Origin of the sequence: Vibrio sp. Isolate33 (genome assembly GCF_022397895.1) — a bacterium.
Lineage (GTDB): Bacteria > Pseudomonadota > Gammaproteobacteria > Enterobacterales > Vibrionaceae > Vibrio > Vibrio pomeroyi.
Genome location: NZ_JAKEUP010000009.1, coordinates 67,740 through 80,408, shown reverse-complemented (window position 1 = coordinate 80,408; position 12,669 = coordinate 67,740). Strand labels below are relative to the sequence as shown.

Here is a 12,669-nt window from a genome sequence, read left to right as displayed (position 1 = left end):
ATTGGTTATGTCTAAGTAGCACCAACTCATCGGTTGGTTATGTCACCTTACAAAGCCGTTTATCACCTAGGTTGACCAGTTTATTGGTCAAAAAGCTGCAGATTATTTTTTTGGAGTGTTTCCGCAGCGGAGCAGTAGTATATCTAAATAATAAGCATAAAGTAGAATACATGGACAAAATAACCCAAAAAACTGACAAAAAACTCAGTATTGCTTATTTTGTGAAATAAAAAGGTCGCACTGGGCGACCTTTTGTCTATTGTATAGTAGGAATCACTAATTAACCAGTGTTTCGCATGCCTGCTGCAATGCCTGCAATCGTCACCATTAGCGCTTCTTCAAGCTCTGCTGGTGGTGTTTCACACTTACGAGTACGGTAAAGCAGCTCAGCTTGAAGCATGTTTAGTGGCTCAACGTAGATGTTACGTAGGCGGATTGACTCAAGCCCCCAAGGGTCGCTCTGCATTAGGTTCTCGTTGTTCTCAACATTCAGTACCGCTTTGATGTCTTTTTGCAACTGTTCACGCAGCAATTCACCTAACGGTAATAGCTCTTCGTCAACAAGACGTTGGTCGTAGTACTTAGCGATTTCCATGTTGCACTTCGAGTACACCATTTCCAACATACCTAGACGGGTAGAGAAGAACGGCCACTCGCGACACATCTCTTCCAGTAGGGCTTGATGGCCTTGGTCTACTGAGTATTGAATCGCTTCACCAGCGCCTAGCCATGCCGGAAGTACCAAACGGTTTTGGCTCCAAGAGAAGATCCATGGAATCGCACGTAGGCTTTCTACGCCGCCGTTCGGATTACGTTTCGCAGGGCGAGAACCAAGAGGCAGTTTGCCTAGCTCCAGTTCAGGTGTCGCTTGACGGAAGTAAGGCACGAATTTCTCTTCGCCACGAACCACGTTACGGTAAGCCTCACAAGACACTTGAGACAGCACTTCCATTAGGTCACGCCACTCTTGTTTTGGCTCAGGTGGCGGCAGAAGGTTCGCTTCTAGAATCGCACTTGCGTAAAGGTTGAAGCTGTTTACAGCAACGTCTGGTAAGCCAAGTTTAAAGCGGATCATTTCGCCTTGCTCAGTTACACGTAAACCGCCTTTCAAGCTCTTAGGTGGCTGAGAAAGAAGAGCAGCGTGCGCTGGCGCACCACCACGGCCAACCGTACCGCCACGACCGTGGAATAGAGTCAGTTCAATGCCTTCTTCGTCGCAAACCTTAACTAGCTTATCCATTGCATCGTATTGAGCCCAACCTGCAGACATTACACCCGCATCTTTCGCCGAGTCAGAGTATCCGATCATCACCATTTGGTGGTTCTGGATAAAGCCACGATACAAGTCGATGCTCATTAGCTGTTTCATTACTGCTTCTGAGTTGTTTAAGTCGTCGAGCGTTTCGAACAGTGGACATACGTCCATGCGGTATGGGCAGCCACATTCTTGAAGTAGCAAGTGAACAGCCAGTACATCTGATGCTGTACGAGCCATAGAAATTACGTAAGCACCGAAGGCTTCACGAGGTTGGGCAGCAATGACCTTACAGGTGTCTAAAACCTCTTTAACCTGTTCAGATGGCTCCCAATCGCGAGGAAGTAATGGGCGCTTAGAGCTTAATTCATTGGTTAAGAAAGCAATCTTGTCTTGCTCGCTCCATTGGTCGTAATCGCCAATGCCTAGGTAGCGAGTCAGTTCAGACAGTACATCTGAGTGACGAGTACTTTCTTGACGAACATCGAGACGCACTAGGTGCACACCGAACGCTTTTAGGCGGCGTAGGGTATCAAGCAGAGAACCGTCTGCGATTACGCCCATGCCACATTCGTGCAGCGATTGGTAACACGCGTAAAGCGGAGTCCAAAGTTGGTCGATGTTCTGTAGTGTTTCTTTCTTCGGAACCTCAGTGTCATGCAGTTTTGCATCCAGCACTTCTAGCGTGTTGTTCAGCAGAGTGCGTAGGTTCTTCAGGATTGCACGGTAAGCTTCGTGCTCATCGCCTGCTAGATCACGAACCGCATCATTACACTTAGTCATCGACAGTTCGGTAATTAGTTCGTTTACGTCGCCTAGGTAAAGATCAGCAGCTTTCCAGCGAGATAGGCGCAACACTTCTTTAGTGATGGTGTGCGTTACGAATGGGTTACCATCGCGGTCACCGCCCATCCAAGATGAGAAGTGTACTGGGCGTGCATCGATCGGTAGGCCTTCACCAAGGTAGCCTTTTAGTCGGCCATCCATTTCACGTAGGAAATCAGGCACGGCTTCCCATAGAGAGTTTTCTACAACCGCAAAGCCCCACTTAGCTTCATCAAGTGGCGTTGGGCGTTGTTGACGAATCACATCTGAGTGCCAACCTTGAGCGATAAGTTGCTCTAGGCGGCGTTCGGTTTTCACGCGCTCTTTGTGCGATAGGTCGCTTAATTCTAGTTTAGACAGGCACTCGTTGATCTTAACCAGTTTGTTGATCATGGTGCGACGAGTGATTTCTGTTGGGTGTGCTGTCAGAACGAGTTCAATGTTCAGGTCGCGAACGGCTTGAGCCGCATCTAGCTTGCTGATGTCATTCTGGTTTAATTTGGAAAATAGAGATTGCAGCACGTCTGGTTCGCAAACATGCTCCTCACAGTGGCGAGAGATGGTGTGGTACTGCTCTGCCATGTTGGTGAGGTTGAGAAATTGGTTAAATGCACGAGCAACAGGAGTGAGTTGTTCGTTCGGCAGGTTTTTGATTTCTTCAACTAGGCTGTCACGGTCAGCTTTGTTGCCTGCGCGGGCGGATTTGGAAAGTTTACGGATAGTTTCCACTTTCTCTAAGATAACGTCACCATGTGCATCTTGGATTGTGTTACCTAGCAAGCGTCCCAGCATGCTTACGTTACTCTTGAGAGCGGCGTATTTCTCGTTCATTGTCATCCTGCCTCGTAAAAAAATTACATCCATTGTTCCTTGTTAAGTACACAATCTAGCGAAAACTGCTGTATCTAGTCAAATAAAGCATTCTAAGTTTGCAATTATTAGTTTTCGAAATGCGGGAGAAGTAAATTTTCCAAGACTTCGGAATAAAGTGAAATTTAATTACAAGATCAGGCTTTGGCAGGGATAACAGAATAAAAGCCACCTTTTTGGGCGGCTTTTATAAAAAAATATCGAGAGGGTAGCAATAACTAGAAGCAATATTTACGGATGGATTTACTCAGAACATCAATCGTTGGATCGATAAAATCGAAGCTCAAGAACTCATCCGGTTGGTGAGCTTGGTCGATTGAGCCCGGACCCAGAACTAAGGTTGGGCAAAGTTCTTGAAGGAAAGGAGCTTCAGTACAGTAGTTCACGGTTTGTGATTCAGTTTCACATACCGATTCCATGCCACCGATAAATGGATGGTCGTGTTGGCACTCGTAACCCGGGATAGGTTCGTGCAGTGGCGTAATTTCAATTCTGCCCGGCCACTTTGCTTCCACTTCTTTGAGTGCGCTGCGCAGCATGTTATCCAAGCCATCTAAGCTGATACCCGGTAAAGGACGCACATCGTAGTGCAGCTCGCAGCAACCACAGATACGGTTAGCGCTGTCACCACCATGAATATGGCCAAGGTTTAGAGTAGGGCTTGGAATCGCAAAACCTGGGTGATGGTACTCTTTAACTAACTTGTCACGTAGCTGCATTAATGCGAATAACACTTCATGCATGATCTCGATGGCGTTGACGCCTAATGCAGGGTCAGAAGAGTGACCTGATTTACCGGTTACTCGCACTGCATTTGCCACGTGGCCTTTGTGTCCACGAATTGGCACTAGGCTAGTCGGCTCACCAATGATGCAGTAGTCCGGCTTAAATGGTGCGTTCTCCGTGAAGTGACGTGCGCCTAGCATGGTGGTCTCTTCATCACAGGTTGCCAATACATAAAGTGGCTTCGCCTGTTTGCTCCAATCCATCTTCTTTGCTGCTTCATAAACGAAAGCGAAGAAGCCTTTCATGTCGGCCGTGCCTAATCCGTAGAAGCGATTATTGTGTTCTGTCAGTGCATGAGGGTTGAAGTTCCAACGCCCTTCATCAAATGGCACGGTGTCGCTATGTCCCGCTAATAGCAAGCCACCTTCACCAGAACCCATCTTTGCGACCATATTATGTTTGCCGGGCTCGACTTCCACGACCTCTACGCTAAAGCCCAAGTCTTTAAACCATTGAGCCATTTTTTCGATCACTTTTTCGTTGCCATGATCCCAGCTTGGATCAGTAGAACTAATAGAGTCGGTGGAAATTAGGCCTTTGTAGACCTCAAGAAAACTCGGTAATTGCATAATATCTTCACTTCTACTATTGACAGGAAAACTATAAGTCGGTAAAACACATATTAAATCATATTTAATGCATAAGAAATCAAATAAAGCTAAAAATTAAGTATGAATAGTCAAATTTTGAAATGTAACTTACCTCAGGAATGGATGTGTTGAGATGTTGAAAACCACGATCATTGGCGCAAGCGGCTACACAGGAGCAGAACTGGCTCTAATGATAAACAGACACCCTGAGCTCACGCTATCAGGTTTATATGTCTCAGCCAATAGTGTAGACGCAGGTAAACCTATTGCGGCATTGCACGGTAAGTTAGCTGGCTTGATTGATATGCCAGTACAACCATTAACGAATCCAGAAGAAGTGGCTAAACAGTCTGATGTAATTTTCTTAGCCACTGCACATGAAGTCAGCCACGACCTAGCACCAATTTTTCTAGAGAACGATTGCCAAGTGTTCGACCTATCGGGTGCCTTCAGAGTGAAAGGTGAGAACTTCTACCAAGAGTTCTATGGTTTTGAACACCAACACGAGCAATGGCTAGATAAAGCCGCTTACGGTTTAGCAGAATGGAATGAGCAAGCGATTAAAGAGGCTCAACTTGTCGCAGTCGCGGGTTGTTATCCAACTGCATCACAATTGGCGATTAAGCCTTTGGTTGAAGCGAAGTTACTCGATGAGAACCAATGGCCTGTGATTAACGCAACGAGTGGTGTTACAGGAGCGGGTCGTAAGGCGACCATGGTTAACAGCTTCTGCGAAGTGAGTTTGCAAGCTTACGGCGTCTTCAATCACCGTCATCAGCCTGAAATGGCTGCACATTTAGGATGTGATGTAATTTTTACTCCGCACCTCGGCAACTTTAAGCGCGGTATTTTAGCGACCATCACCATGAAATTGGCTGAAGGCGTGACAGAACAACAGATACAAGATGCCTTTGAGCAAGCTTACCAAGGTAAACCTGCGGTGAGATTACTCGAAGAGACATTGCCAAGAATTCAAGACGTAGAACAAACACCTTTCTGTGATTTAGGTTGGAAGGTTCAAGGTCAACACATCATCGTTGTTTCAGCGATTGATAACTTGTTAAAGGGTGCATCTAGCCAAGCGATGCAGTGTTTAAATTTACGTTATGGTTTTGCGCCATTAACTGCGTTAGTGTAAGGGAATCTAGATATGAGCCTTAATAATCAACCATTAATCATAAAGTTAGGTGGCGCTGCGCTATCTTGTGGTGAAACACTTAGCAAGTTATTTGGTGCTATCTCTGCTTACCAACAACAAGCACAACGACCAATCGTGATTGTTCACGGCGGTGGTTACCTTGTTGATGATTTGATGAATAAGTTGAACCTCGAAACCGTTAAAAAAGAAGGTCTACGTGTTACTCCTTACGATCAAATCCCTGTGATTGCTGGTGCACTAGCGGGTACGGCGAATAAATTACTGCAAGGTCAGGCGATTAAAGACGGTATCAATGCCGTTGGTTTGAGCCTAGCGGATGGTGGTTTATGCAAAGTGAGCGAACTGAACCCTGAGCTAGGTGCGGTAGGAAAAGCGGAGCCGGGCGACTCAACCGTCCTGCAAGCGATTCTTAATGCTGGCGCACTGCCAATCATTAGCTCAATTGGCTTAACTGAGCAAGGCCAACTGATGAACGTCAATGCCGACCAAGCTGCGGTTGCTGTTGCTGGCGCACTTGATGCTGAGCTGGTACTTCTTTCTGATGTAAGTGGTGTGTTGGATGGCAAAGGCCACCTCATTCCAAGCCTTAATCAACAACAAGCCGATGACCTTATTGCAGGCAAAGTGATTACTGACGGCATGATCGTTAAGGTTCAAGCCGCACTAGAAGCTGCCAACGATCTCGGACGACCGATCGAAGTCGCTACTTGGCGATACCCAGAAAAGTTAACACAACTGTTTTCAGGTAAAAGCATAGGAACGCAGTTTTTACCTCAGTAGTTCTCACAACGAGTCACTACTTAAAGAATTTAGACAAACTAAATAAACATATAATTATGAAGTCATTTCCAACGCTGACCGCCATGTGCAGTATGGAAACTAGGAGAAAGAAAATGAGCAAAGTTAACGTAAAGAAAGTTGTAGTAGCCTACTCTGGCGGTCTAGACACATCAGTAATCATCCCATGGTTGAAAGAGAACTATGACTGTGAAGTGGTTGCGTTTGTCGCGGATGTTGGTCAAGGCGACGAAGAGTTGATTGGTATCGAAGAGAAAGCAAAAGCTTCTGGTGCTTCAGAGTGTTACATCGCTGACCTTAAAGAAGAAATGGTGGCAGATTACATCTACCCAACACTAAAAACAGGCGCTTACTACGAAGGCAAATACCTACTAGGTACTTCTATGGCTCGTCCAATCATTGCGAAAGCGCAGGTTGAAGTCGCACGTAAAGTTGGTGCAGACGCACTGTGTCACGGTTGTACAGGTAAAGGTAATGACCAAGTTCGTTTTGAAGGTGCATTCGCTGCACTAGCACCAGACCTACACGTAATTGCACCTTGGCGTGAGTGGGATCTAGTGAGCCGTGAAGAGTGTCTGGATTACCTAGCAGAACGTAATATTCCTTGTACTGCTTCTCTTACTAAGATTTACTCGCGAGATGCAAACGCATGGCACATCTCTACAGAAGGTGGCGTTCTAGAAGATACATGGAATGCGCCAAACGAAGATTGCTGGGCTTGGACTGTAGACCCAGAGCAAGCGCCAAACGAATCTGAAACAGTGACGCTTAAAGTTGAAAAAGGTGAAGTGGTTGCGGTTGATGGTGAAACAATGACGCCATACAACGCACTGGTTTACTTAAATGAGAAGGGTGCTAAGCACGGTGTTGGTCGTATCGATATCGTAGAGAACCGTCTTGTGGGCATGAAGTCTCGTGGTTGTTACGAAACTCCGGGTGGCACTATCATGATGGAAGCACTGCGTGCAGTAGAGCAACTGGTTCTTGATAAAGCGGCATTCGAATTCCGTGAAGAGCTAGGTGTGAAAGCGTCTCACCTTGTATACGATGGTCGTTGGTTCACTCCGCTATGTAAGTCAATCCTTGCAGCGACAGAAGAGCTAGCACAAGACGTGAATGGCGAAGTGGTTATCAAGCTTTACAAAGGCCATGCAACGGTAACTCAGAAGCGTTCTGACAACAGCCTATACTCAGAAGAGTTTGCTACCTTTGGTGAAGATGAAGTTTACGACCAAAGCCACGCTGAAGGCTTCATCCGCCTTTACTCGCTATCAAGCCGTATCCGTGCTCTGAATAGCCAAAAGTAATCCTAACAATGAGTTAGTGAGCTAGCCTTTGATGAAAAATTAAAGGCCAGTAAACAGATATTATTATGCAAAGCCCATTCACTATTGATTAGTGAGTGGGCTTTTTACTTTCTATTCGCCTAATAAATCAGCTTCGGTTTTTACTATCGAATGGCATATAATTCGCGCTCCACTCTGAAAATAATCAATGGATTCAACTTGTGGTGAATAAATATGTGAAAATAATGAATTAATACTTTATTTTCATTTTGAATTGCCGTAAGTTTAAACCATCAGAAAAATACTGAATCTTAATCAGAATTATCATTTGCAAAAACAGTGAGCACTGTGCAATTAGGAGATACACAATGGCATTATGGGGCGGTAGATTTACCCAAGCAGCAGACACCCGGTTCAAAGATTTTAACGATTCTCTTCGTTTTGATTACCGATTGGCTGAGCAAGACATTGTGGGCTCAATTGCCTGGTCTAAAGCTCTACTGTCGGTCAACGTATTATCAGAAGAAGAACAACAGAAGCTTGAGTTAGCGCTGAATGAGCTAAAACTTGAGGTGATGGAAGATCCTGAACAGATTCTACGTTCTGATGCAGAAGATATTCACAGCTGGGTTGAGCAACAACTTATCGGCAAAGTCGGTGACTTGGGTAAAAAGCTTCACACTGGCCGTTCTCGTAATGACCAAGTGGCGACAGACCTGAAACTATGGTGTCGTCAGCAAGGTAACCAACTGCTACTAGCATTGGATCGCCTACAGAGCCAAATGGTGAATGTTGCTTCTCAGCATCAAGAAACCGTGCTTCCTGGCTACACTCACTTACAACGTGCTCAGCCGGTAACTTTTGCTCACTGGTGCTTAGCTTACGTTGAAATGCTTGAGCGTGATTATTCTCGTTTGAATGATGCGATTAAGCGTTTAGATACATGTCCGCTGGGTTCTGGTGCCCTTGCCGGAACCGCTTACCCGATGGACCGTGAAGAGTTAGCTCACAACTTAGGTTTCCGTCGTGCAACGCGTAACTCTCTAGATTCAGTATCTGACCGTGACCATGTGATGGAGCTGATGTCGATCGCTTCTATCTCTATGCTTCACCTTTCGCGTCTTGCAGAAGATATGATTTTCTACAACTCTGGTGAATCAAACTTCATCGAGTTAGCGGATACAGTGACGTCAGGTTCATCTCTGATGCCACAAAAGAAAAACCCTGATGCGCTAGAGCTTATCCGTGGCAAAACGGGTCGTGTATATGGTTCATTAGCAGCAATGATGATGACAGTAAAAGCTCTGCCTTTGGCATACAACAAAGACATGCAAGAAGATAAAGAAGGTCTGTTCGACGCTTTAGACACTTGGAATGATTGTATGGAAATGGCTGCACTTTGTTTTGACGGCATTAAAGTTAACGGCGAACGTACACTTGAAGCAGCGAAGCAAGGTTATGCAAACTCTACGGAACTGGCTGATTACCTAGTAGCGAAAGGCATTCCTTTCCGTGAAGCTCACCATATTGTGGGTGTAACAGTAGTGGCGGCGATTGCTAAAGGCTGTGCACTGGAAGAGTTAACCATCGCAGAGATGAAAGAGTTCTCTGAGGTGATAGAAGAGGATGTGTATGACATCCTAACTATTGAATCGTGTCTTGAAAAACGTAGCGCACTGGGTGGTGTATCACCACAACAAGTGGCTTACGCGGTAGACCAAGCTGAGAAGCGTTTGGCGCAGCGTGATACTTCCATCGTTAAGGTTCGTCCTGCTCGTTTGACTGACATCGAAGCATTGGAAGGCATGGTGGCCTACTGGGCGAACATGGGTGAAAACCTACCCCGTTCTCGTAATGAACTTGTGCGTGATATTGGTTCGTTTGCGGTCGCAGAACATCATGGTGAAGTGACAGGTTGTGCATCGCTCTATGTCTATGACTCTGGCTTAGCGGAAATACGTTCACTGGGCGTTGAAGCCGGTTGGCAAGGTCAAGGGCAGGGAACCGCGATTGTGCAGCACTTGGTTGAGAAAGCACGCCAAATGGCTATCAAGAAGGTGTTTGTACTGACTCGTACGCCTGAGTTCTTTATGAAGCATGACTTCTTACCAACATCGAAATCTCTGCTACCAGAGAAGGTACTGAAAGATTGCGACCAGTGTCCTCGTCAACATGCGTGTGATGAAGTGGCTTTGGAAGTGAATTTGGTCGAACAGATTATCGCTAAGGTGAATGTTGCATAAGGCATTGATTTTATAGTCCCTAAAAAAAAGATCAAAAATCTGATCTTTTTTGGGAACAAATTAAGAAAAGCCCGGTCTATTAAAGTACCACTGCTTTTTCTTAGAATTTTCTAAGAAAGCCCTAGAATCGATTGGTTCTGGGGCTTTTTTCTATCTGCTGTTTGGCAAATGATAATCGCTCGATAATTACGATAAACGCTTGATGTATTGAACCTATCATCTAATCATTATTGCCTATCCAACAAACACCTCAGCTAACGCTTTTTATTCCTCAAAGGCAGCACCACAAATTTCATTATCCAATGTAGCGATAGCAAACCACTGAATGCGAAAGCCGCCATCATCAAGGCGATGGCATTGATGGTTTTCGGGTCTTCCCTGAAAAATAACCACCATGTTCCCCAACTCAAGATCGACAGCACCATGAGCTGATTCATACAACGTTGGCAGCGACCGAGTTTATTGAAGATTTTTTCATTTTTATTGCAATGAAGACATGTCATCTTGGGCTTGATTCGCGTTATGCTTGTTGCCCTGATAATACCACGTCACAAGATATTGGATCACGGTGACATAGAGAGAGAAGATCGATGATTGAGCGCCAAGAAACCAAGCAACGCATGAGCCGTATTGTTAAACACAACGGTACTATCTACCTATGTGGCCAAGTTTGTGCAGATGCAACCAAAGACATCACTGAACAAACACAGACAATGCTAGATAAAGTAGAAGCGCTACTTGAGCAAGCAGGCAGCGACAAAGAGCACATGCTGTCAGCAACGATTTACTTGAAAGACATGAAAGACTTCCAAGAAATGAACGCAGTTTGGGATGCATGGGTACCAGAAGGTCACGCTCCAGCTCGCGCATGTGTGACTGGTGACATGGCTCGCGAAGCATTACTAGTTGAGATCTCTGTGATTGCAGCTGAGAAATAATTCTCTGAGTTTTAGTGGTAAGCAACGGCTTCAAGAGATTCCAGATACCTCGTCCCTCGGTTCTGGAATGACGGGTTAGGTTTTGGTTTAACTGATGTCACTTTGGTTGGACTCAACTTAGATGCGTTTTGAAAAGTACCGTTATACTGATTAGCTTCGAATTTACGGTATAGGAAAATTACCGTCATTCCCGAAAGTGACGAAGGAGCGTAATCGGGAATCTATTATTTGCTCGTTGCCAAAAACAAAAAGGAAAGCCAATGGCTTTCCTTATTAGTATCTAATCTATGTTCGTAGAGCAAATGGTTACCTGTCTCAATCAACCGAGATTAACAGCCAGGACCACAATCTAGACAGTGTTTCACCATCTCTGGGCCAAGGTGCAGTTTCGCATTGAGGTCACGCAGCGCTGTTCGTACACCCTCTTCGATTACTGGGTGGTAGAACGGCATGTCTAGCATTTCAGAAACCGTCATCTTGTTCTGGTGTGCCCATGCTAATAAGTGAGCCAAGTGTTCTGCGTTTGGTCCCATCATCTCAGCACCAAGGAAGCGGCCTGTACCTTGCTCGCCGTAAACGTGCAGAATACCTTTGTTGCGTAAGATCACTCGTGAGCGACCTTGGTTCTCGAAAGATACTTCACCCGTTGCGAAACAACCACATGTACCTAAGCGGGTGGTGATCTCTTTGTAGGTTTCGCCAACCATCGCTATTTGCGGGTCAGAGAATACCGCTGAGATTTTAGAGCGGCGTAGGCCTGCACGAATCTCAGGGAAGCGACCTGCGTTGTCACCAGCAATGCGTGCTTGGTCTGCTGCTTCATGTAGCAGAGGCAGTTGGTTGCTTGCATCACCCGCAATGAATACTGATGGCAATGATGTTTGTAGCGTGTAGTGGTCTGCGATTGGAACACCACGCTCATCAAGCTCAAGAGAGGTATTCTCTAGGCCAAGTTTATCTGTATTAGGACGACGACCTGTTGCTGCTAATACGTACTCAACGACGTTGGTTTCTAGCTCACCTTGTTTATTGATGAACTGGATTTCGACGCGGGCCTCACCCGATTCAATGGTAATACGCTTCATGCTTTCGATTTTTACATCAGCATCTAGGTAGAACTCTTCATTGAAGGCTTTGTCTGCGTAAGCCATGATCTCAGGGTCGGTGACTGGGCCAACTTGACCACCTAAGCCGAACAGTTTGGTCTTCACACCTAAGCGGTGCAGCGACTGACCAAGCTCAAGACCAATAACGCCAGGGCCAAATACGGCAACCGATTCTGGTAAGTCATCCCAGCTAAACACGTCATCGTTAATGATTAGGCGGTCGCCGAGGTCATTCCAAACGGCAGGGTATGCAGGGCGCGAACCTGTCGCGATAACAATACGCTTAGCCGTTACAACCGTATGGTCATCAATTTGCAGCGTGTTGTCGTCTAAGAATTTTGCGTAGCCAGAGATCTTGTCTTGCTCTGGGATTTCATCAACACCTTCTAAAACAAAACCAACAAAACGGTCACGCTCAAACTTCACTCGGTCCATCACTTCACGGCCGTTAATCACGATATCGCCTTGTGGGTGAACGCCAAAAGCCGGAGCTTTCTCGATTTGGTGTACGCTTTCTGCAGCTGCAATAAGCAGTTTAGATGGCATACAACCAACGCGAGCACAGGTAGTACCGTAAGGGCCGCCTTCAATCATCACGACACTGTCAGTGTGTGCTTTTGCAGCGCGGTAAGAACCTAGACCTGCCGTACCGCCCCCGATAACTGCTACATCTACATTGACTTGTTTCATAATAATTTTCTCGCAATGGCTGAATTTAGTTTGAACGAACCCCTCCAACTCTGGTGATTTTTTGAGAGTCAGGATAACGGGTCAGTTTTGTGATTCTGTTTTATTAGGTTTAGCTTGTGGTTC

Annotated in this window: 9 protein-coding genes; 5 read left to right on the top strand and 4 right to left on the bottom strand. The window is 45.8% G+C overall.

Annotated elements, in window-relative coordinates:
* Positions 1-280: 280 nt before the first annotated feature.
* Both ppc and argE read right to left on the bottom strand, forming a co-directional pair.
* Positions 281-2,917: a phosphoenolpyruvate carboxylase gene (ppc, locus tag L1D37_RS14125; protein ID WP_176680538.1), complete on the bottom strand. Its 2,637-nt coding sequence runs from the start codon at positions 2,915-2,917 to the stop codon at positions 281-283.
* Positions 2,918-3,168: 251 nt separating this feature from the next.
* The gene (argE, locus tag L1D37_RS14120; RefSeq protein WP_176680537.1) at positions 3,169-4,305 is read right to left on the bottom strand and encodes an acetylornithine deacetylase; all 1,137 of its coding nucleotides are present in this window, start codon (positions 4,303-4,305) and stop codon (positions 3,169-3,171) included.
* A 154-nt stretch (positions 4,306-4,459) separates the two neighbouring features.
* Between argE and argC the strand changes: the two genes are divergently transcribed.
* The 4 genes from argC to argH all read left to right on the top strand — a co-directional run bounded on the left by argC (position 4,460) and on the right by argH (position 9,812).
* A complete protein-coding gene (argC, locus tag L1D37_RS14115) occupies positions 4,460-5,464 on the top strand; it encodes an N-acetyl-gamma-glutamyl-phosphate reductase (protein WP_102433309.1) in 1,005 nt (334 codons plus the stop codon).
* Positions 5,465-5,476: 12 nt separating this feature from the next.
* Positions 5,477-6,265, top strand: a complete 789-nt coding sequence (gene argB, locus L1D37_RS14110; protein WP_017063686.1) for an acetylglutamate kinase — start codon at positions 5,477-5,479, stop codon at positions 6,263-6,265.
* Positions 6,266-6,378: 113 nt separating this feature from the next.
* Positions 6,379-7,590: an argininosuccinate synthase gene (locus L1D37_RS14105; RefSeq protein WP_017632086.1), complete on the top strand. Its 1,212-nt coding sequence runs from the start codon at positions 6,379-6,381 to the stop codon at positions 7,588-7,590.
* Between the two features lie 347 nt (positions 7,591-7,937).
* Complete coding sequence (argH, locus tag L1D37_RS14100) at positions 7,938-9,812, top strand: argininosuccinate lyase (RefSeq protein ID WP_239848289.1); 1,875 nt, start codon at positions 7,938-7,940, stop codon at positions 9,810-9,812.
* A 254-nt stretch (positions 9,813-10,066) separates the two neighbouring features.
* Here the strand turns inward: argH and L1D37_RS14095 are convergent, their stop codons facing one another.
* Positions 10,067-10,315, bottom strand: coding sequence for a DUF3624 domain-containing protein (locus L1D37_RS14095; protein WP_176680535.1), 249 nt, complete (start codon positions 10,313-10,315; stop codon positions 10,067-10,069).
* A gap of 87 nt (positions 10,316-10,402) precedes the next feature.
* Here L1D37_RS14095 and L1D37_RS14090 point away from each other — a divergent pair, with 87 nt between their 5' ends.
* Entirely contained in the window at positions 10,403-10,750 is a 348-nt protein-coding gene (locus L1D37_RS14090) for a RidA family protein (protein WP_004729674.1), read from the top strand.
* 329 nt (positions 10,751-11,079) lie between these two features.
* Here L1D37_RS14090 and L1D37_RS14085 read toward each other — a convergent pair whose 3' ends face one another.
* The gene (locus L1D37_RS14085; protein WP_239848288.1) at positions 11,080-12,546 is read right to left on the bottom strand and encodes a dihydrolipoyl dehydrogenase; all 1,467 of its coding nucleotides are present in this window, start codon (positions 12,544-12,546) and stop codon (positions 11,080-11,082) included.
* Between the last annotated feature and the right edge of the window lie 123 nt (positions 12,547-12,669).